The sequence below is a fragment of the Pseudomonadota bacterium genome (assembly GCA_026388275.1).
Classification (GTDB): Bacteria; Desulfobacterota; Syntrophorhabdia; order Syntrophorhabdales; family Syntrophorhabdaceae; genus JAPLKB01.
Genome location: JAPLKB010000063.1, coordinates 48,679 through 69,931, shown reverse-complemented (window position 1 = coordinate 69,931; position 21,253 = coordinate 48,679). Strand labels below are relative to the sequence as shown.

Annotated in this window: 17 protein-coding genes, 1 tRNA gene and 1 other RNA gene; 7 read left to right on the top strand and 12 right to left on the bottom strand. The window is 39.5% G+C overall.

Translation table 11 applies throughout. The features are described from left to right. Nucleotides 1–41: 41 nt before the first annotated feature. The 5 genes from rnpB to NT010_15840 form a co-directional block, all read right to left on the bottom strand. An RNA gene (gene rnpB / locus NT010_15860) (RNase P RNA component class A) lies at nucleotides 42–410 on the bottom strand. Between the two features lie 394 nt (nucleotides 411–804). Then, the gene (locus NT010_15855; protein ID MCX5807515.1) at nucleotides 805–1,515 is read right to left on the bottom strand and encodes a C4-type zinc ribbon domain-containing protein; all 711 of its coding nucleotides are present in this window, start codon (nucleotides 1,513–1,515) and stop codon (nucleotides 805–807) included. Between the two features lie 92 nt (nucleotides 1,516–1,607). Then, nucleotides 1,608–1,680: transfer RNA gene (locus tag NT010_15850), tRNA-Ile, on the bottom strand. A 102-nt stretch (nucleotides 1,681–1,782) separates the two neighbouring features. Then, nucleotides 1,783–2,823 carry a phosphoribosylformylglycinamidine cyclo-ligase gene (gene purM, locus NT010_15845; protein MCX5807514.1) on the bottom strand — a complete coding sequence of 347 codons (1,041 nt, stop codon included), beginning with the start codon at nucleotides 2,821–2,823 and terminating at the stop codon, nucleotides 1,783–1,785. A gap of 91 nt (nucleotides 2,824–2,914) precedes the next feature. After that, on the bottom strand, nucleotides 2,915–3,202 hold the full coding sequence (locus NT010_15840) for a GYD domain-containing protein (GenBank protein ID MCX5807513.1): 288 nt from the start codon (nucleotides 3,200–3,202) through the stop codon (nucleotides 2,915–2,917). Nucleotides 3,203–3,593: 391 nt separating this feature from the next. Here NT010_15840 and NT010_15835 point away from each other — a divergent pair, with 391 nt between their 5' ends. The 7 genes from NT010_15835 (at nucleotide 3,594) to NT010_15805 (ending at nucleotide 11,936) form a co-directional block, all read left to right on the top strand. After that, nucleotides 3,594–3,887: a 4Fe-4S binding protein gene (locus NT010_15835; GenBank protein ID MCX5807512.1), complete on the top strand. Its 294-nt coding sequence runs from the start codon at nucleotides 3,594–3,596 to the stop codon at nucleotides 3,885–3,887. Beyond that, on the top strand, nucleotides 3,884–5,059 hold the full coding sequence (gene porA / locus NT010_15830) for a pyruvate ferredoxin oxidoreductase (protein MCX5807511.1): 1,176 nt from the start codon (nucleotides 3,884–3,886) through the stop codon (nucleotides 5,057–5,059). Before NT010_15835 ends, porA begins: the two co-directional genes overlap by 4 nt. After that, the gene (porB, locus tag NT010_15825; protein ID MCX5807510.1) at nucleotides 5,056–5,982 is read left to right on the top strand and encodes a pyruvate synthase subunit PorB; all 927 of its coding nucleotides are present in this window, start codon (nucleotides 5,056–5,058) and stop codon (nucleotides 5,980–5,982) included. Before porA ends, porB begins: the two co-directional genes overlap by 4 nt. A gap of 240 nt (nucleotides 5,983–6,222) precedes the next feature. Further along, nucleotides 6,223–9,006, top strand: a complete 2,784-nt coding sequence (locus tag NT010_15820; GenBank protein ID MCX5807509.1) for a response regulator — start codon at nucleotides 6,223–6,225, stop codon at nucleotides 9,004–9,006. Between the two features lie 16 nt (nucleotides 9,007–9,022). Further along, nucleotides 9,023–9,877 (top strand): flagellar motor stator protein MotA, encoded by an 855-nt coding sequence (gene motA, locus NT010_15815; GenBank protein MCX5807508.1) that lies wholly within the window; start codon nucleotides 9,023–9,025, stop codon nucleotides 9,875–9,877. Continuing rightward, entirely contained in the window at nucleotides 9,874–10,746 is an 873-nt protein-coding gene (locus tag NT010_15810) for an OmpA family protein (protein ID MCX5807507.1), read from the top strand. The genes motA and NT010_15810 overlap by 4 nt, the downstream gene beginning before the upstream one ends. Continuing rightward, on the top strand, nucleotides 10,743–11,936 hold the full coding sequence (locus NT010_15805) for a response regulator (GenBank protein MCX5807506.1): 1,194 nt from the start codon (nucleotides 10,743–10,745) through the stop codon (nucleotides 11,934–11,936). Before NT010_15810 ends, NT010_15805 begins: the two co-directional genes overlap by 4 nt. A gap of 397 nt (nucleotides 11,937–12,333) precedes the next feature. On the opposite strand, the gene NT010_15800 is transcribed toward NT010_15805, so the two are convergent. The 7 genes from NT010_15800 to NT010_15770 form a co-directional block, all read right to left on the bottom strand. Further along, entirely contained in the window at nucleotides 12,334–14,073 is a 1,740-nt protein-coding gene (locus NT010_15800) for an FAD-dependent oxidoreductase (protein MCX5807505.1), read from the bottom strand. Further along, on the bottom strand, nucleotides 14,070–14,750 hold the full coding sequence (locus NT010_15795; protein MCX5807504.1) for a heterodisulfide reductase-related iron-sulfur binding cluster: 681 nt from the start codon (nucleotides 14,748–14,750) through the stop codon (nucleotides 14,070–14,072). Before NT010_15795 ends, NT010_15800 begins: the two co-directional genes overlap by 4 nt. After that, nucleotides 14,747–15,247: a (Fe-S)-binding protein gene (locus NT010_15790; protein MCX5807503.1), complete on the bottom strand. Its 501-nt coding sequence runs from the start codon at nucleotides 15,245–15,247 to the stop codon at nucleotides 14,747–14,749. The genes NT010_15795 and NT010_15790 overlap by 4 nt, the downstream gene beginning before the upstream one ends. Further along, entirely contained in the window at nucleotides 15,234–16,244 is a 1,011-nt protein-coding gene (locus NT010_15785; GenBank protein MCX5807502.1) for a 4Fe-4S binding protein, read from the bottom strand. Before NT010_15785 ends, NT010_15790 begins: the two co-directional genes overlap by 14 nt. After that, nucleotides 16,234–16,644 carry a hydrogenase iron-sulfur subunit gene (locus tag NT010_15780; GenBank protein MCX5807501.1) on the bottom strand — a complete coding sequence of 137 codons (411 nt, stop codon included), beginning with the start codon at nucleotides 16,642–16,644 and terminating at the stop codon, nucleotides 16,234–16,236. The genes NT010_15785 and NT010_15780 overlap by 11 nt, the downstream gene beginning before the upstream one ends. Nucleotides 16,645–16,769: 125 nt before the next feature. After that, nucleotides 16,770–18,443: a CoB--CoM heterodisulfide reductase iron-sulfur subunit A family protein gene (locus tag NT010_15775; protein MCX5807500.1), complete on the bottom strand. Its 1,674-nt coding sequence runs from the start codon at nucleotides 18,441–18,443 to the stop codon at nucleotides 16,770–16,772. A gap of 91 nt (nucleotides 18,444–18,534) precedes the next feature. After that, nucleotides 18,535–21,246: an FAD-dependent oxidoreductase gene (locus tag NT010_15770; GenBank protein ID MCX5807499.1), complete on the bottom strand. Its 2,712-nt coding sequence runs from the start codon at nucleotides 21,244–21,246 to the stop codon at nucleotides 18,535–18,537. Between the last annotated feature and the right edge of the window lie 7 nt (nucleotides 21,247–21,253).

Sequence of the window (21,253 nt, the reverse complement as noted above, 5' to 3'; positions counted from 1 at the left end):
GTTCCAGCCGGTGTTTTCCTTAATTGAATTTTTTATATAATTAAAAGGGGTAGACTATAAGCCGAGTTCTGTTGCTGATAAATCAGCAGGCAATCATTTCTCTTGGATTCGGGTTGCCCTGAATCTCTTGCGGCCTACCTGGGTTAGAGGAAGGGCAATCCTTGCTGTCAGATTTTGACAGCCCCCTTTTTGGCCTTGCATCGGATGGGGTTTACCAAGCTTCCGTGTCACCACGGAACTGGTGAGCTCTTACCTCGCCTTTTCACCCTTGCTTCGTTAAAAAAACCGAAGTGGTATATTTTCTGTGGCACTTTCCTTAGGGTTACCCCCAGTCCTTGTTAAGGACCATCCTGCCCTTTGATGCCCGGACTTTCCTCAGATTTAAAACCTGCGATTACCCGTCTACCCCTTTTTTGCATGCAGCATGTTTTGCAAGTTTGTCTGCTATTGCATTTTTTTCTCTTGGTATATATTTTAAATTAAAATTATTAAAATATTTTATAATAATCCTTGCTGCTTCAGCATATTTCATCAATTCTTGATTCTTTATTTTGTACTTACCTGTAATCTGGTTTGCAATAAGCAATGAATCAGTATAAATATATAAGTTTTCAACTGATGATTGATAGGCTTTTTGAAGCGCACGCACAAAAGCTTCATATTCTGCCATATTGTTAGTCATATGACCGAGATATATACTGTCTCTGAACAACTCTTGTCCGTTTTCATTAAATGCTACGATCCCTGCACCTGATTCACCTGGATTGCCGGAAGATGCTCCATCTACATAAATATGCCATTCCATTATTCGTCTTCTAAGAAGTAAAAAATCCTATTGCAGCTTGGGCAAAGAATAAGCTGTCTATTTTTTGTTGCTTCAATAAATAATTGTGGTGGTATATTCATAAAACACCCGAGACAAACACCATTCTTCAGGTTTACAACTGCTGTACCGCTTCTTTTTTCTATAAGTGTGTTATATGTAGCTCTCAAATTATCGCTAACAGCACTGAGAAGCTTATTTCTTGCTTCTTTAAATTCATGAATAGTTTTTTCAATAACATCTAATTCTGCTTTTAACCTGTTTTTTTCTTTTTCTACTTCAACTTTTCTGCTTTTAAGGTATTTTTCTGATGTTTCATAGTCTTTTTTTAATTCTTCAATCTTATCCATTAATACCAAAACTTCTTCTTCGGTTCTATCATTTGTTTCTTTTACTGTTTCAATTTCCTTAAGTAATGCTTGATATTCTTTATTTGTTTTAATTTCATGAAGTTTTGATTCAAATTTTTTTATTTTATCTTTTTCAACATCAAGATCTTTTTCCTTTTTATTTTTCTCTTTTTCCAACTCTTGAGCAACAACTTTCTCTTTTTCAATCTTATTTTTTAATTCATCTATTTCGTTATCCAACTCCTCTATTGTTTTTGGAACTGAATGAGTTTTCCTTTCATTTTCGGCTATCTGTGTATCAATTTGCTGTGCTTCATAGATTATTCTTAATTCTTGCTCCAATTTTCACCCTCCAAAAATTAAAAGGGGTGCACATTATGGCGCACCCCATCAAAATTATCTTTATTGTGATATTCATAATTTTTATTTTTATTTGGGCCCACCTGGGCTCGAACCAGGGGCCTACCGGTTATGAGCCGGTGGCTCTTCCAACTGAGCTATGGGCCCTTTTAGTTAGATTAACCGATAGTAGTATGCTTTGTCAAGGGCATGGTAGTATAGGCAGTGTCCTAATTTGAATTATTTTATTTCTAATTAATTTTTCGTTTATCAGCGATCGGTTAAAGAAACATAAACCTTTTCATTATCAGATGCTTTATTTATATATCCAATTTTGAACGCCTTTTCTCCGGAATCCATAAGTTTATTAATAATTCCCTGTTCATCATTCTTATCAGCAATTATTATATAGCCAATACCCATGTTGAATGTGGAACACATCTCTTCAAAACTGACATCTCCTAATTCCATTAAAAGTTTGAAAATATGTGGGATTTCAGCGTTTGAAAGTTTTATTCTTGCAGTAAGTCCATCTGGCACAATCCTTTTAATATTTCCCGGCAGACCACCGCCTGTAATATGTGCCATTCCGTTTATATTGAATGATTCAAGAATATTTTGTACAGCTTTAACGTAAATCTTTGTTGGTTTAAGTAGCTCTTCATAAAGCATACTGTTAATTCCTTTTATATAATCAGTAACTAGAAAATTATGTACATCAAAAAAAACTTTTCTCACCAATGAGAAGCCGTTGCTATGCAAACCACTCGATGGTAGCGCTATTACAACGTTCCCATCAATTATTTTTGAACCATCAATAATTTTTTCTTTTTCAACAAAGCCCACAACAAAACCTGCAAGGTCGTATTCATTATCGCTGTAAAAGGAGGGCATTTCAGCGGTTTCTCCACCTATAAGGGCACATCCAGCCTGTACACATCCCTCACATATACCGGATAGGACATTTTTATATACAGCTTCCTGAACAATCCCACAGGCATAGTAATCTAAAAAAAAGAATGGCTGAGCACCTACTGTCAATATATCATTGGCACACATGGCAACCAGATCTATCCCGACAGTGTCATGTTTTCCGCTTTGAAATGCAATTTTCAGTTTTGTTCCCACACCATCTGTTGATGTTGCAAGCACAGGATTTTGATAACCTCGTGGTATTTCTGTTAGAGATGCAAATCCGCCAATTGAATTCAACACGAAAGGATTGAAGGTACTATGAATTTTTTCTTTTAAACCTTCAATAAGGTTTTCAGATTTTGTTACATCAACACCGGCTTTTTTATATGTAAGCATATTGTTTTTTATTTATGTTAGTTAGCTTTAGCTTTAACCGTGAACCATCAGAGAAAAGACTGCATTGACAGTTGGTTAGCAAAGATAAAGTCTATTTCATCATTCCATCTATAAATTCATCAACAAGTAATGCTGGAAGGGTAGTTATTTGTATAGTTCCCCTGGAACCAAGGTCAATAGATATTTTTGATACTGCCTCATTACTGGGCGCATCAAGTATAGTGATAAAATCATATGGTCCGAGCAACGCATATTGGGCAAGGACTTTTGCTCCCATGTTTTCTATTTCCCTGTTGACTTCTTCAATTCGCTCAGGGTGGTTTTTTATTGTTTTTCTCCCTTCATCAGTCAGAGTGCTTATCATTATGTATATAGGCATATGAAAACCTCCTTTTCTTTATATTTAAATATCCTGCAGTTTTTTTGTCAATACATTTCTGATTATGTATACAATTTAAAAAGTATGCTAATTAATTCACAATGTTTAAATGTTTACTACTTTTATTTATACGAATTATTGGATGTAATGGTTTGAATTGATTATTGAAAACACATTTTTCTTTATAGTTTGCAAATACGCATGATGCAAACTAAGCCAAATACCTTATAAAATTCTAGAAATAAATTTATATTGAAATATTTTGATTATTATAATAGAAATATATAGAATAGCTGTTAAAGATTATTTAATGAGTTTGTTAATAACTTCACATTTAATTTTTTTTAAGAAAATTTCCATAATATTATAGAATATGCTTGAGGAGGCTAGAATGGCTAAACCAATGGAAGAATATAAATGGCATGAGTTGAATGTCGGGTGCGTTATTGAAGAGGTTGGAAATGCAAAGGAATATAAGACAGGCGACTGGCGTTCATTTAAACCTGTATGGAACAATGAAAAATGTATTAAGTGCGGCTTATGTTGGCTCTACTGTCCTGATGCGACGGTCTATAAGACAAGCGAAGGGTTTTACTTATCAAACCTTGATTATTGCAAGGGCTGCGGTATCTGTGCAAAGGAGTGTAAGCCTGGTGCAATCAAGATGGTGGAGGAAGAAAGATGAAAAAAGGTATTGAAGTATCAATAGCAGCATCAATTGCGGCAAAACTTGCGAGGGTTGAAGTAATAGCCGCTTATCCTATTACCCCTCAAACACACATTGTGGAGCACCTCTCTGAGATTGTTGCTAATGGAGAATTAGATGCGGTGTATATCAATGTTGAATCAGAACATTCAGCAATGTCAGCTTGCTGCGGTTCCTCTGCTGCAGGCGCTCGGACCTTTACCTCTACTAGCGCCCAGGGATTAGAGTTGATGCATGAAATACTTTTTATTGCGTCGGGTATGAGACTTCCCATCGTTATGGCTACAGTAAATCGTGCGTTATCTTCACCTCTGTCTATATGGGGTGACCATTCGGATGTTATGGCAGCACGTGATAGCGGATGGATCATGCTATTTTGTGAAAACGGTCAAGAAGTGGTCGATATGATCATTATGGCTTTCAGGATAGCTGAAGATAGAGGAGTGCTACTGCCCGTAATGGTAAATTTAGACGGATTTTCACTAAGCCACGTAATTGAACCTATTGAACTTCCTTCACAGATGATGGTTGATAAGTTTCTCCCTCCATATAATCCTCTATATACATTACATCCTAATAAACCTGTGACAATGGGGGCTTATGCAATGCCGGAATTATACACAGAGGCAAAATATGCCCAGGAAATGGCGATTATCAATTCTAAAGAAGTAATAAAAAAAGCAATGGATGAATTTGGGAAGCAATTTGCGCGTCAGTATAAGCCTGTTGAAACATATAATACAGATAATGCTGACTTTGTCTTTATTGCCCTCGGTTCTATCGGAGAGAATATAAAAACTGCCATCGATGAGCTGAAAGAAGGAGGAAAGAACGCAGGGCTTGTACAATTACGGCTTTTTCGGCCATTTCCATCAGATGAGCTTCTTTCAGTCCTAAAAGACAAAAAAAGAATTGCTGTAATTGAACGGGTAATGCCTGCAGGCGCTGCCAACGGTCCTTTATATCAGGAAATTGCTTCGCTTATGTGTGTACATAACATGAATGTACAAATGGATAACTATATTGTAGGACTCGGTGGCAGGGATGTTCTTCCCGAAAGTTTTACTGATATTTTTAATGGAACAGCTCATGAAGAGAGTACAGTACCTGTCAGAGATAAAAATTTTAAAGTTATAGGGGTGAGAGGATGAGACAGAAAAGCATTGAACTTTATACAGATAATCCCGAAGAAGAATTTGCCGTCTCAGGTCACAGAGCATGTCAGGGATGTGCTGAAATACTGGCTGTAAGGCTTGCCCTTAAGGTGTTTGGAAAGAATACAATAATTGTAATGGCAACTGGCTGTATGGAGATTATTTCTACTCCGCTGCCCACAACTAACTGGACGCTCCCCTGGATTCATGTTGCTTTTGAAAATGCTGCTGCTGTTGCATCCGGTATTGAAGGAGCGTTGAGAATTTTAATGGAAAAGAACAAGATTCCAAGAGAAGATATTCGTGTTGTTGCTATGGCAGGTGACGGTGGAACAAGCGATATAGGACTACAGGCTCTCTCCGGTGCCTTGGAGAGAGGACACAAATTTACATACATGTGCCTGGATAATGAAGCTTATATGAATACAGGCATTCAACGTTCATCGGCTACACCATACGGTGCTTCAACTACAACAAGCCCGCCTGGCAAGAAGAGCATAGGACAAGCAACATGGAAAAAGGATATGGCTAAAATTGCAGTCGCACACAATATTCCTTATGTGGCAACCGCATGTCCTTCATACCCCTTTGATCTTTTCAGCAAGGTAAAAAAAGCCCGCATGGCAGAAGGTCCATCATATTTACATATACTTTCAGTGTGCCCTACAGGTTGGAGGATACCTACAGATCTTGCAATAGAATATGGAAAATTAGCCGTAAGAACAGGTGTTTTCCCGTTGTATGAAGTTGAGAATGGTCAATATAAAATTACTCATAGCCCTGAACCATTAAAATCTGTTAAAGAATATATTAAAGGGCAGGGTAGATTCAAGCATCTAAACGACGAGCAGATTGCAAAAATACAGGAGCGAGTTACAAAAGAGTGGGCTAACCTTAAATCACGGTGTGAATTAAAATAGGGGAACGATTTGTTCCCCAATATCCCCATAATTTTTTAACCTGCTAAGCCGTGTAATAAAATCGGTCAGTGTTTATTTTCATTAACGTTATATGGGGACCACAATTGAATGAAAATTTATATAACCGAATCTAACCAAAACATGAGTCTTCCAATAAGGTTTTCCAACCATAGGACTTATTTCATGAAATCAATGTTTATATGAGAAAAGAAAACATTTGTTATCTTCCGGGATAAGGATATGGACGAAAACAAACAAGATACTTATTCAGAATTTATTGCTCAACAGGATAATAAAAGCTCTACGGGGATTGAGGAAAAATGGTACAAGACAGCCATAGAAAATTCGAATGATGGAATTGCCCTGGTAAAGGGAGACAGACTGCAATATGTAAACAAAAAATATCTTGATATGTTTGAATATGGTTCACCGGAAGAAGTGATTGGCAAAGATATTGCCATAACTATTCACTCTGATGACAGAGAAAGGGTTTCGGCATTAAACAGACGGTGGCAAAGTGGTCGTTCAGTTCCATTAAGTTATGAATTTAAGGGAATTACAAAAGAAGATAAAATTATATATATAGAAGTTTCTGCAGTAAAAACTATATATAATAACGAACCGGCATCACTTGCTTTTCTCAGAGATATAACTGAAAGGAAAAAGACTGAAGACAAATTAAGCGAACAAATAAACTTTCTGCAAACCCTTATCGATGATGTACCGAACCCTATCTTTTACAAAGATATAAATGGTCTATATCTCGGTTGCAACAAAGCATTTGAGCAATACAGGGGTATTACAAGAGAGGAACTAATTGGCAAAACATTAATGGAGCTAAATTATACATATGAAGAAGTATCCCTACATTTTGCCTCTGATATGGAACTTATCAACAATCCTGGACAAAAAACTTATAGGTTGAATTATGCAGATCAAAAGGGAATAAATAGAGAAATTATAACAAAAAAAGCCACATTTACAAATTCAGATGGTGTGCTTGCAGGCATCGTCGGGGTTGTAATTGATATTACCGAGCAAAAACAAGCTGAAGAGGTAATGAAAAAAGCAATGGAAGATTCTAATGCTGCAAATAAGGCAAAATCAGACTTTCTTGCTAATATGAGTCATGAGATACGAACCCCCATGAATGCCATTATTGGTATGACAAATTTAATACTGGACACCGAACTTACACAGGGACAGAGAGAACTTCTTGAAATAACAAAAACATCTGCGAATGCCTTACTTAATATTATTAATGATATATTGGATTTTTCTAAAATTGAAGCCGGAAAGATGGATTTTGAAAAAATTGATTTTGATTTACATATTACCATAGAGGACACAATAGACACACTTGCAGTTAAAGCAAATGAAAAAGGCCTGGAATTGGTATGTTTTATCAATCCTGATGTCCCGTCTTTGCTTCGTGGTGATCCTGGGAGGCTTCGACAGATTTTACTTAATATCATTGGTAATTCTATAAAGTTTACAGAAAAAGGTGCAGTATCTGTTATGGTAGGCCTTGCATATGAAAATGAGGTGAATGTAGCACCCAGTTTCTCAATAACTGATACGGGCCCCGGTATACCTGAAGACAAGTTGCAGAAACTTTTTAAATCTTTTTCTCAAATAGATTCGTCGATAACACGGAAGTATGGAGGCACAGGTCTTGGTCTTGCAATATCAAAAAACCTTGTAGAGATGATGGGGGGCAAAATTGGCGTAAAAAGTGAGGATGGAAAAGGTTCAACCTTCTGGTTCACTGCTATTTTTGAAAAACAATCAAAAACCGTACCCGAAACATTTCATACGCCCATAGACAAAACCAATCAGCGTATCCTCATTGTAGATGACAATAAGACAAATTGTTATGTCTTAAGTAAAATGCTTGATTTTTGGGGATTTAAATATGATAAAGCTGGAGGAGCAGGAGAGGCATTAGACATGCTTTTTCATGGCATAAAACAAAACGATCCTTTTACAATTGCAATATTAGATATGAATATGCCAGAAAGAGACGGAGAGACTCTGGGGAGGATGATAAAAAATGATATAAATCTCAGTGAAACAATATTGATTATGCTCACATCGTTCGGCAAAAGAGGTGATGTAAACAGGATGAAAGAAATAGGCTTTTCAGCTTTTCTTACAAAACCTGCAAAAGGCTCCCAACTTTATGATTGTTTACTCTCAGTAATACATGAGGGCAAAATTGAGCCTGATCAAAGACGAATTATTACACGCTTTACTATTGCTGAAGATAAGAAGCGCAGCATACATATTCTCGTTGCAGAAGACAATATACCGAATCAAAAACTGCTTTTAATGATGCTAAATAAAATGGGATTTGAAGCAGATATTGTGAATAACGGGAGAGAAGCCGTTAAATCGTCGCAGCAACATAAATATGATCTTATCTTTATGGATGTACATATGCCGGAAATGGACGGGTTTGAAGCTACCAGATTAATACGTGAAAAAGAAAAGATCATCGGCCGTCATACCCATATAGTTGCCATGACAGCCGATGCAATGTATGGAGATAAAGAGCGCTGCATTAAGGCCGGTATGGACGATTATATATCAAAACCTGTTTTTCCGGAAAAAATTATTGAAGCAATCGAAAAAGTGGTTTTTAATAAAGAAGAAGAGCATATGGAAAAAATGCCTGTATTCAATAATGCTGTTTTTGATATGGATGCATTAATGAAACGTCTGGGCATTGATGAAAAACTTGTGAAGGAAATAATGGATGTATATTTGAGTGACACACCTATCCAGCTATCAAGACTAAGAGAATGTTTTGAAAAAGGTGACATTATCTTAATTCAGAGATGTGCACATTCTATTAAAGGAGCATCTGCAAATTTTTGTGTAGGAACCATTAATAAAACAGCCCAGGATATTGAACTTGCCGCAAAACAGAGTAATCTTGAAATGATAAAGCCGCTTATTGATACTATTGAGAATCAATTTATTGAACTTAAGGATGTTCTAACAGAAGTTAAACTTAGCTGAATGTGAGGAGAGATTAATGTTTGCAATTATTGGCATAGCAGTTGTTTTTTGCTCAGTAATAGGTGGATATGTGATGCATCACGGCCCGCTTCTTGTTTTATATCAGCCCTCTGAGTTTATTATTATTGGAGGGGCTGCAATAGGTGCACTTCTTATTTCAGCACCGTCAAAATTATTGAGCCTGATAGTGAAAAAGCTTATAGGCACATTAAAGGGTAGTAAAATAAGTAAACAAACATTTCTTGAACTTTTGAAATTATTATATGAGCTTTCCATGATTATAAGAAAGGAGGGTCTGATCGCCCTTGAATCACATGTCGAACGGCCAGCTGAGAGTGCTGTATTTTCAAAATATATTGCGTTTCTAAACGAGTTTCACCTTTTACTGTTTATAACAGATACGCTGAGACTTGTCGTTATGGGTGGGGTAGCCCCATATGAAATTGAGATGATTATGGATGCCGATATTGAACTGCACCATGAGGAAGGATTAAAGCCCAGCGCTATACTGCAGAAAATAGGCGATGCGCTTCCTGGTTTGGGTATTGTTGCTGCAGTCCTTGGTATCGTTATTACAATGCAGGCAATTAACGGACCGCCTGAAATAATCGGACAAAAAGTTGCCGCAGCCCTTGTCGGCACATTCCTTGGCATTTTCTTATCTTATGGTTTGATCCAACCTCTTGCCACGAACATAGAACTGTCCACCCAGGATGAATCAAGTATTTTTAACGTGGCAAAATCAGGATTAATCTGTGCTGCAAAAGGATTAAACCCTATTGTTGCCGTAGAATTTGCACGACGTGCTATATCAAATGATTTTCGCCCTACATTTCAGGAAATGGAAGAATATGTTAAAGGTGTAAAATGAGCGATGAAAAATCTAATGCTCCAATCAGGATAGTAATAAAGAAAAAAGGACATGGCGGTGCCCATGGTGGTGCATGGAAAGTTGCATACGCTGATTTTGTTACTGCCATGATGGCATTGTTTATTGTTTTATGGATACTCGGCCAGAGTAATCCAGTAAAAGAAGCTATTTCCATGTATTTTACAAACCCGAATGTTTTTACCGGTGGAAAAGGTATCCTTCCCGGATCCGAAGGAACATCATCAAAACTGGATTTATCAACAAAAGTTGAAGTTGCTAAAAAGGATAAGACTCAGTTGGAAATGGAAATGCTGGCAGCCGAAGGGAAAAAGATTGAGGGCATAGTTTCTTCAACCCCTGTTTTTGAAAAGTTTATAGACAAGATGCAAATTTCTGTAAGTAAAGATGGTATGAAAATAGAACTGATTGAAGATTCTAAAGGTTTATTTTTTGATGTTGGTAGCGCAAAAGTAAAACCTGAGACAATAAAACTTTTAAAAATGATGGCTACGGAAATTGGAAAATTGCCAAACAAAGTAATTATTGAAGGGTATACAGATGCAAGGCCCTATGTAACTCATGGTTATTCAAACTGGGAATTAAGTGCTGATAGAGCAAATGCAGCACGAAAACTGCTGGATGAGAACGGACTAAGGAAAGATCAGGTTAGTGAAATACGCGGATATGCAGATCGTAATCTCAAACAGCCTGACAAGCCTTTGGATTATATAAATAGACGTGTGAATATTATCGTCGCAATAGCAAAACAACCAGTTAGTGAAAGTAAATCACAGAATGCACCTGCTAATCCACTTAATGAAAACAAACCACAGAATATACCTCCCAATCCAGGAAATGAAAAAAAATGAATACATTTAACAAACCAAAAATATTGATTGTAGATGATGATCCTGTCTCATTAAAAATACTTGAAGTTGTACTGTCAAAAGAACAGTTATATGAAATAAAACAAGCTAAGGATGCTGATGAAGGTATCGCTGTTGCTCATGAAAACAAGCCTGACATCATCATAAGTGATTATTACATGCCAGGGAAAAACGGATTTGAATTTTGCAGATATATTAAAAAAAATGTTGATTTAAATAAGACTATTTTTATTCTTCTTACATCTGAAACAGATATCATTAAAAAAGTGACAGGTCTTGAAGAAGGGGCTGACGATTATATTGAAAAAACTGTTTCTGCAAGCGTATTGCTTGGTAAAGTGAAGGCTTTTTTAAGGATAAAAGGTCTTCAAAACGAATTGATTGAAGAAAAAGAAAAGCTTGAAAATGCCAATCAACTTCTTAAAAAAAACTTTGAGGAATTAATTGCAATCCTGCTGAAGATACTTGAAGTACAGATACCTGGTGCGAGTGATCGTGCTCATTTAGCAAGGGAAATATCGCAACATATTTCTGTAAATATGGATATAAATGAAGATGAAGCAAAAAAAATAGTTTTTGGTGCTATTTTGCATGAAATTGGAAAGATAGGTCTGCCGGATACTATAATTAAAAAGAAATATAAAGATCTATCTGCACAGGAAAAGGAAGTATTTCATCAGCACCCGCTTATAGGTTCTATTATTGTTTCTACGATTTCCGGTTTTAAAGAAGCTGCCCATGATATATATCATCAGTATGAAAACTATAATGGTTCCGGAATGCCGGAAGGGCTTATGAAGGATGAAATCACTATTGGTGCGAAAATTTTAAGAACTATAAATTTTCAGGAAGAACTTTTTGATTCTGGTTTTTCTAATGAGCAAGCTATCGAACAGATAAGACTTTTTATGAATAAAACTCTTGATACTGTAGTCGCAACACATTTGGTAGATTATCTTATTAAAAATGATAAAATTCTGTCTTATAATAAAGAGAAGATTCCCGTTGAGGACCTTAAAACTGGAATGATAGTTGCTGAAGATATTTATTCATCAAATGGTGCAAAAATTCTTCCCAGAAATGTCAGGATTGAAGATTGGATGCTTAATATAATTATCCAGCGGGACATAGTAGATCCCATTATCGGGGGAGTCTACATTTTTATAAATTGAATGTCTTTTTTAGCTCTATTTTTAATTAAAAATATATATGTTAGATATAAATAAAAGTTAACATAATATCTCTTATCAGTACTTATATTAATATTGATATTTTCATATATCATTTGTTGTTAACCATTTAAATATGTTTACTCTACTTCTCAAAAAAATGACCTTCAAATTTGCACGTACAACAAGATTTATGGTATGTGTAATATTTTCCATTAAAGAGCCATTAAAATGCATTTGTGTGGCATTTCTGAGAGGCATGCATCATATTTAAAAACTGATTTCATAACACCTATTGAAATTAAGAAATTATAATGACTTTTAGTTTAGATCTATGTTTCTAATAAAATTATTTTATAGAATTGACAATTAGATCTTTATTGCACGCACTTATTTTTTGTTAGGGATTATAACTGATCACATCAGAGGGACATGTTGATGCGCACAGACCACAACCCACGCAGGCATCTTCCTTTACATGTGCAATTGGTACGACTGTTGATGCCAGTGGCCCGAAAATAGCCAGTGACGTTTCACGCATTTCAATCTCAATGGCACTATGGGGACATGCCCCCTCGCATGAACCGCAGCCACTGCATCGCTCTTCATTTATAACAGGAAATAATCTCTCCTCCTGCATATCAAGAAGCATCTCACCTAAAGCTCCGAGAATCTCTCTCGGTTCCCAACGTTCTGCACGCGGATGCCTGATGAATCCGACATGGTATCTTTTTCTGCTCCATTTTGTTGGCGACCATCTGAGCTGAGGTTCGGATCTGTAAAGAGAAAGGAATTCTCTGTCCTTAAACAGATCTGTATAATCGTCGAAACATATAATCCTTTCAACAGCAAAATCGAGTTGTCTTTTTAGACCCATAATAATGGCTTTGCCATGATTAAATGTAAACTTTTCTCCTTCTTCAAGGTGTATAAATAAAACACCCTCACGTCGTGCATCCTCATATACAATTTCATCATATGAAGGCATAACCATATTTTGTGTGAATACATATACTGTTTTTCCGGCCCTTTTTAAATCTCTCGCCATGGCAATAAATTTTGAGGATATAAACTCGTAGAATATACCCGTGCCAATATTTTCAGTGCCAAGATAAAATAGATACGATGAAAAATCACCGTCAACTTTAGGTAAATCAGGTTCTGTTTCTTTATAAAGCATTTCCTGATTCCTAATTATTTCTGAAGATAAATTTTTACCCCTGAGAGCAAGCATGCCTGCTCCGAATCCAGTAAGAATAGAATCCTTTATATTCATAGGTTCAAGTGCACCGCCAGACACATAAACCCCTTCAATATCTGTGGTTAATGGTTCAATCTCTTTCACAAATCCATACTCATTGAGGGAAAAACCGAATAGTTTACTTAAAGCTGCAAGTTCAGGGTTAGGCCTCAGCCCTATTGCCAAAACTATATAATCAAAGCGTTCCTCTCTGATTTCTTCGTCCGTAAAATAGCGGATTGTTACGCCCTTTTCGTCTTCTTCAAAATAGCGTGAATTGGCACGTATGAATGTAACACCAGCATCCCTGTATGCCTTTTCCATATAAAATTCCTGGCCAAAAAAACGAAGGTCATTGTAAAAAACCTTTATCTCCGGTTTTGCCCTCTGTAGTGTCCATTTAATCTCTCGTATGGTATAGGAACAGCATACCGATGAACAAAGAGGATACTCTTTTGAGCGTGAACCCACACAGAGTACAAATCCTATCTTATTAAAATCGTTGGGAAGTTCTCCTTTCCGCTGATCTATAAGAGCATCGTACTCAAGGCTTGTAAGTATTCTCTTTCCTTTATACTCAACAGGATCATATGGTGACAGGCCAGTGGCAACTATAACTCTATCAGCATTTATTACCTTATTATTATCAGTTGTTACAATATATTTATCATCTATTTTATTAACGTTTATAATATTAGTATCTGTTATTACTTGAAGATTGCTGTCATTAACGATCTCATCAAAGAAAGTCTTGAACCCTACCCTGCAGTTGGCTATACGCGCCATGAGTCCGCCCGGCTCAGCAGTTTTCTCGAGGATTGTAACATTATGATGTTCCTTCAGGGCAACCTTTGCTGCAGAAATGCCGCTTATACCACCGCCTACTATCAATACGTTCATAGCGTGTTCTTTTCTCCCATTATATAAAGCAAAAGGTCAGTGAAATAAATTACCTTCCTGTCCCCTGAAAATGTTTTCAAAGCCATATGACAGAGAGGGCAGAACACAACCAACGTTCCTTTTGATTTTTCAAGTATAAGCCTGGAAAGCTTCTCAGTGGCAAACTTATTAATAAAAATCTGATTCCCTCCGCAGCATTTATCCTTTACTTTTTCGCTAGCAATTTCTCCACCAAAGCGGGAAATTGTGTCTTCCATCACTGTTTTATTTGTGATTGCAGTTTCCCGTGGCCTTAAAAGGATACAACCGTAATATGGTGTAAATACGTTACCTTTCAGATCGTGCACCTGTTTCATTGAAGAAAGAAAAGCTTCTCCAAAAAGATCGAGGGGGTGCTGAATTTCAAATTCATTATTCTCGTCTGCCTCTTTCAGATTTTTATAGCATGCCGGGCATGGAGCAATGATCTCAGAAAAGAGACCCCTGGCCTTTTCCAGGTTTCTTTTGGAAAAGTTGGTAAGTTCATTCCTGTCGCCATATTCAAATGCACCACAACAGTTCCAATCAGGGATTTCCTTAAGGACATGACCCTGTTTTTCTAAAACCTTCCTTACCCCTTTATCCAACTTGTGGGCTGATCCTGTGAGCGAGCAACCCGGGTAATAACCGTAATTCATAATGTTCCGCCTTTTTGGCCGTTTGAATTGTTTGAAGGATTTATCTTTTTAACTTTATGGGGTAAATGAATGCCCATATATTCAATCCATCTGTTCATATGTTTTAAGTATCCTTCTTTAATAAGAAAAGGTACTGCCTTAAGAAGCACATATGGCTCATAAACCCTTCCCCATATATCTAAAGAACCTTTGAATGCCTTTTCAAAAGGCGATCCCGTGGCAAGCACATCCCTGAGAGCCCTCACTATTTCCGGGATTCGTATATCCCAGGGACAGGCCTGGGTACACCGGTAACAACCCGTGCAGTATCGCACCAGCGGATTATCTGCAGAAATATCCTTTCCAAGAAAGAGTGTCTGGAGTAGTTCCTGAGGACTCGTGCTGATTGAAAGGTCATTGACCGTGCAAACAGATGCACAGATTTTGCATCCCAGACAGACTGTTAGGTCTTCTTTTTTATATCCGGCTAAATCTATTACGTGATCAGTCTTCTGCATCTTCCAACTCGTCTTCAAGAAATGTAAGGTAGGGTATTTCTTCATCAAGACTCCGTCCTGATATATATGAAAACATGCCCTGGAGTCTTTCTGATGTGCCCTTGAAGTACTTTGTTAAGGGGATCCCCTGGGGACATGCGTCTTCGCATGCGCCACAGCCCACACAGGTCTGTGAAACATGGAACATCCTGATCATATGAAAAAGCTCTTTACCCTGGGGCATAGCTGAAGAGCCAATACGAAATATTTTGTTAATAAGTGCATCGCCCTTGGGCAAGTACTCATCACCGTTGAACACACAATCAATGCAGTAACAAACCGGACACATATCCCTGCAATTCTTGCACATGATACACTTTGAGAAGTCTTTGGAGAATTCTTCCATATCGGTGGTAAATTTAACGGGCTCCTTGCTTTCGCTGATGAGCATTTCTGCCGTTGCTTCTTTGATCTCACCTTCGATAAGTGATAAAAGGGTCTCTCCTTTTTCCGTGTAAGAAAATGCCCAGAAGATACCGTTTTTGTCTATTCTGATGCCTGCATCTCCCACAACCCCCCTCTTTTCCCTGCATACCTCGCAGGCCCATCGCATCTTGCCGGGGTTCTGCAAATATTCTACTATCTTTGATGCCTCTGCGGGTATATCATCAAATCCCTGTTTCGATGACACAGTTCCCGGGCAATCGATGGACACAGCAATGATATCTTCTCTTTCGATCTGGTTCAATTTGACTAATTCGTTGTATGCCCTTATTTCACAAGGTCTTAGCATGAGAATAATCCCTGTTCCTTTGGAGAATAGACGGCGTAGATATAAGGCCCCGTTTATACTGAACACTGGATTCAAAAGCGTAAGATTATCCACATGTGTTTTAAATATCCCATGATTTAAACCTTCTTTGCCCTTTTCAAATCCAAGGACCAGATGCTGCTCATCTTTCAAAAACTGATTAAGAGCATTTTCGATATTGCCATTTTCAATCTGCTTACTCTGCATTTTTTTTTTCCTTTATCTCGTTATGCATGCCTGTAACTTTTTCAACAAAACGTCTTGCCTCAGCAGCGCTTACCCAGAAAAGGCGTAATTTATCCTTAATGGAAAATACGTCGAACATCTCTTTCAGGGCAGCCATCTTTCTCCTGGTAAAATAATTCCCTTTAATAAAATGACAATCACCGGGATGACATCCGGCCACAAAGACACCATCTGCCCCCTCAAATATTGCCTTAATTACAAATGCCGGGTCCACCCTGCTTGAACAGGGCACCTGAATGAGCTTCACTCCGTCCGGATATTTCATCCTCAGGCTTCCTGCCATCTCAGATGCCTTGAATGTACAAAAAGAGCAGGCGAAACCGATGATCTCGGTATTCTTGGTGTTTGTTACTTCAACCATCGTACCTCCTGTAGTGAATAGTCGTTAGTGAATAGTGAATAGTGAATAGTGAATAGTTTAATACCATTCAACCAAAACGTCCCTGCTAATTTAAACTGTTTTTATACTATTCACTATTCACTGATTTATATTGCCTCCGTGAGGGCGCTTATTTCATCATCAATAATCATGTCCGCATAACCTTTTAAGGTTACTGCCGATGAGGGGCACGTACTGTTACAGAGGCCGCATCCCATGCAGGCGGCTTCCTCAACATGGACAATCCTCTTTGTTTCATCATACTTTATTGCTTTTGCAACACAGGCCTGTTCACACATCCTGCAGCCGCTGCACCTCTTTGGATCAACGATTGATATAAAGGGGTCTACAAAGGCATATCCGAGGTTAAGGAATCCGTAGAGCTTCACCGCAGAGGCCCTTCCGTGGTTGATTGATTCCTCAATATCCTTTGGACCTGAACATGATCCTGCTATGAAAATTCCCTTTACCGCCGTGTCAAAGGGTCTCAGTTTAATATGTGCTTCAAGGAAGAATTTATCTTTATCAAGGGTTATCTTGAAAAGCGTGGCAATCAGCTTATTGTCAACAGGGGGAGACATGCCTATTGAAAGGACAACAAGATCAAACTCCCTCTCAAAGAACTCATTAAATAATGTATCTTCTCCCCGGACAAGTACACCCTTAGAACCCGGAACAATCTCAGCGATATTGCTTCTCGTGAACAGGACACCCTTTTCCTGAGTATCTTCAAAGAATTCTTCTCCGCCTCGCGGATGCGCCCTTACATCCATATAAAATGATTCAACGTATGAATCCTTATATTTCTCTTTTATCGAATCACCGACACGAAGCGCATTGATACAGCACACCCTCGAACAGTATGGTTTACCTATCTGTTCATCTCTTGAACCTACACAGTGGAGTATAGCTATACGTGGATTCTCGGGAAGAGAGAGGGAGTCACTGTCTCTTTCAAAATCGAGCGTAGTAATAATCCTTTTATCTTTACCGTAGGCCAGCTCCGGCTTTATGCGGGGATCAAAAGGTGAAAATCCTGCAGCCACAATCACTCCGCCTGCAGTTAATTTTTTCTCTCCCTTCGGGGTATTGAGCGTTACTTCGTAGTTGCCGAAAAAACCTTCAAAGGCGCTGATCGTTGTTGAGGTGAATATTTCAACATTGCTTTTACCGGTTAGTTCCTCCACCATTTCATCGATAATTTCCTTGCCGTCCCTTCTGGCAGGCCAGATGTCCTTAAGGGCTCGAACATGACCGCCAAGTTCAGCTTCTTTTTCTACAAGATATACCTGCATTCCCATTTTTGAAAGAAATGCTGCTGCGCTTAAGCCTGAGACTCCGCCTCCTACGATAAGTGCCGACTTGGTGACCTCCACTACCTTTTCTTCGAGGGGAACGTAATGAGCTGCCGAATAAAGTCCTGCCAGGATCAGTCTTCTTGCCTTTTCTGTATTGATGTCAAGGTCATCGCCAACCCAGGAACAATGCTCTCTGATGCTGACTCTTCTTAAAAGAAAGGGGTTTAGGTCTGACTTTTTCAGGAGGTCCTTGAACAATTCTCCGTGGAGTGAAGGTGTGCAAGATGCGATAAGCACGCGATCAAGTCCTTGTTTTTCAATACTGTCCCTGATCATGTCCTGACCAGGCTCAGAACAGACAAAGGGATAGTCTTCTGCAACGGTTACACCGGGATATTTTTTGAAGTACTGGCTCAGCTTTTTCACATCAATGGTGTGTTTGATATTGTGACCGCAATGGCAGATGAATATACCGGTCTTCATATCCAAACCCCCGTGGGACGTGAGACGTGTGACGTGGGACACAAACAAGATTTCAGAAATCTTCTACTATTCACTATGCACCGTTCACTTTTCACTTATTTATGTACTCCATGCATCGCGCAGCCGCTTCTCCGCCGGATGCGACAGTATCGGGTACATCCTTAGGCCCCGAGGCCATGCCGCATACAAAGATGCCATTAACATTTGTCCGTGACGGCTGTATTGAGTCCACCCTGATAAAACCATACTCATCTCTTTTTATGGACATGATTCTGCAAAGGTCTTCAGTCTGTTTACGCGGTCGTACCCCTGTTGCGAGGATTACCAGATCAACTTCAACCTCAAGCATTTCATTGCTTAGCATGTCCTCCACTCTTACCAATAAGCCATTTTCAGTCTTCGTAATTTCTCCGGGAATGCCCCGTATGTAAAAGGTTCCGCTTTCCTGAGTGCTCTTGTAAAATTCTTCATAACTCTTTCCATAAGCCCTGACATCAATGTAGGAAACATAAATCTCAGCATCTTTAATCCTGTCCTTGACGATACTGGCATGTTTTGCCGTATACATGCAGCATACCCGTGAACAGAACCTGGCACCGCTTTGCCGATCCCTGGAGCCCACACATTGTATAAAATAAAATCGCTTCGGAACTTTTCCGTTCAACACAATATCGCCGCCGGTCGGTCCTGTGACTGAACAGATCCGCTCGAACTCGATGCCTGTCAAAACCCCTTCAAGGGTGCCATAGCCGTATTCCTTTTTTTCCGTCGGGTCATATAGATCAAAGCCAGGGGCAAGGACTATGCTGTCGTACTCTCTTTCCACAATCTCATCCTGCATGGCATGATCAATAGCTCTTACTTCACACTGTCTCTCGCACTCACCGCACTGAATGCAGCCTTCTATACGACCGGCAAGGCATCGTGTTGCCTCAGCCATTGCTTCTTCCGGACTGTAGCCGATGGCCACTTCGCCGAAATTGGTCACTCTCTCTTCAACATTTGCTTCAGGCATACGAATACGCTCTGCCCGTGGAGTTTTCTCAGCCAGTTGGGCCACTTCAACCTCTGTAAGCTGCTCAGGTTTCTTTTCTTCCCTGACCTCAGTTATTGCTGCACCCTTCAAATAGTTGTTTATGGAAAAAGCCGCCTTCTGACCGGCTGCAATGGCATCAACCACATAGGCAGGTCCTGTATAAACATCACCACCGGCAAATACGCCATCAATATTCGTCTGGCCTGTTGCAGGGTCTACTTCAATCGTGCCGTTTTTCGCCAACACCACCCCTATCCCTTCGACAAAAGAGGTCTGGGTTGCCTGACCAAGGGCTGTAATGACCGTATCGACAGGGAGTGTAAATTTTGAGTTTGCAACGGGGACCGGACGCCTGCGGCCGCTTGCATCGGGCTCACCGAGTTCCATGCGGATGCACTCCATCCCGGAGAGCCTTCCATTTTCTGCATAAAAGCGAACCGGTGTTGTAAGGAACTGTATTTCTATCCCCTCGTGGATGAGTGCCTCTATCTCTTCACCGGCTGCTGGCATCTCATCACGGGTTCTCCGGTAAACGAGCTTTACATTCTCGCTTCCGAGCCGTTTTGCTGTTCTCGCACAGTCGACGGCAGTGTTTCCTCCGCCTACGACGGTGACATTCTTCCCTATTGCCAGGGACTTACCGCTATTGACAGCACGGAGAAATTGTATACCATCGATAACACCGTCAGTATCTTCCCCTTCCACCCCAAGAAGCAAACCCTTCGGGGCTCCTGCGCCGATGAAGATAGCATCAAAATCATTCTTTACAGCATTAATAGTCATATCCTTGCCTATTTCTATGCCGCATTTAATGTCAACACCAAGTTTTTCAATATAACCGATCTCTTTTCTCAGCTCTTCTTTGGGAAGCCGGTATTCAGGTATGGCATACCGCAACATGCCTCCCGGCTCTGGAAGGGCCTCAAAAACTGTTACTTCATGGCCTTCTATGGCAAGGTTGTGTGCACAGGCAAGGCCGGCCGGCCCTGCTCCGATAACAGCCACCTTTTTTTCTGTCTTTGTTATTTGGGGCACTTCAAGAGAATCCACATCAAATTGATCAACCGCAAATCTTTTCAGGTCACGAATTGCCAATGGATCATCCAATTGTCCTCTGTTGCAAACTTTTTCGCAGGGTGCATAGCATACCCTTCCGCACACCGACGGGAATGGGTTTGTTGCCCTGATGAGCATGTAGGCATCGGCAAACCTTCCCTCACTAATATGCTTGAGGTATCCAAGAACGTTTGTATGAATTGGACATGCATCAACACAAGCGGCTTTACACGGACGGTCTACACGCTTGTCAATACTTGCCTTGTTGGGAATGGCCTGAGGAAAAGGAATATAGATTGCTTTTCTCGGTCCTGTCCCCATGTTGAACTCACTCTTCATTACCACAGGACATGCCGGTGAACAGGATCCACAGGCAGTGCATTTCTGGATATCGACATATCGCGATTTTTTCAGGATCGATACCTGAAAGCCCTGCCCCGCTTTTTTTACTGCCATGGGTTTTGCCCATGAGAGCAGCTCTATATTACGATTGAGTGCTACCTCAACCATTTTGGGTGAAAGGGTGCATGTGGAACAATCAAGCGTAGGGAAGGTCTTATCGAGCTGAATCATCCGTCCCCCTATGGACGGGCCTTCCTCGAGCATGGTTACGTGAACGCCGCAGGCCGCAAGCTCAAGGGCAGCAGTTATGCCGCCAATACCACCGCCTACAACAAGGACGTGTTTTTCTTGTGAATATGTCTCATCCATTTCTATT

Coding starts and splice junctions, on each gene's coding strand:
- porB (MCX5807510.1), top strand. CDS start 5,056: ATGAGACAGAAAAGCATTGAACTTTATACAGATAATCCCGAAGAAGAA.
- NT010_15780 (MCX5807501.1), bottom strand. CDS start 16,644: ATGGTTGAAGTAACAAACACCAAGAATACCGAGATCATCGGTTTCGCC.
- NT010_15800 (MCX5807505.1), bottom strand. CDS start 14,073: ATGAACGTATTGATAGTAGGCGGTGGTATAAGCGGCATTTCTGCAGCA.
- NT010_15840 (MCX5807513.1), bottom strand. CDS start 3,202: ATGCCTATATACATAATGATAAGCACTCTGACTGATGAAGGGAGAAAA.
- NT010_15790 (MCX5807503.1), bottom strand. CDS start 15,247: ATGCAGAAGACTGATCACGTAATAGATTTAGCCGGATATAAAAAAGAA.
- NT010_15805 (MCX5807506.1), top strand. CDS start 10,743: ATGAATACATTTAACAAACCAAAAATATTGATTGTAGATGATGATCCT.
- NT010_15795 (MCX5807504.1), bottom strand. CDS start 14,750: ATGAATTACGGTTATTACCCGGGTTGCTCGCTCACAGGATCAGCCCAC.
- NT010_15835 (MCX5807512.1), top strand. CDS start 3,594: ATGGCTAAACCAATGGAAGAATATAAATGGCATGAGTTGAATGTCGGG.
- NT010_15775 (MCX5807500.1), bottom strand. CDS start 18,443: ATGAAGACCGGTATATTCATCTGCCATTGCGGTCACAATATCAAACAC.
- NT010_15810 (MCX5807507.1), top strand. CDS start 9,874: ATGAGCGATGAAAAATCTAATGCTCCAATCAGGATAGTAATAAAGAAA.
- porA (MCX5807511.1), top strand. CDS start 3,884: ATGAAAAAAGGTATTGAAGTATCAATAGCAGCATCAATTGCGGCAAAA.
- motA (MCX5807508.1), top strand. CDS start 9,023: ATGTTTGCAATTATTGGCATAGCAGTTGTTTTTTGCTCAGTAATAGGT.
- NT010_15820 (MCX5807509.1), top strand. CDS start 6,223: ATGGACGAAAACAAACAAGATACTTATTCAGAATTTATTGCTCAACAG.
- purM (MCX5807514.1), bottom strand. CDS start 2,823: ATGCTTACATATAAAAAAGCCGGTGTTGATGTAACAAAATCTGAAAAC.
- NT010_15785 (MCX5807502.1), bottom strand. CDS start 16,244: ATGCAGAGTAAGCAGATTGAAAATGGCAATATCGAAAATGCTCTTAAT.
- NT010_15770 (MCX5807499.1), bottom strand. CDS start 21,246: ATGGATGAGACATATTCACAAGAAAAACACGTCCTTGTTGTAGGCGGT.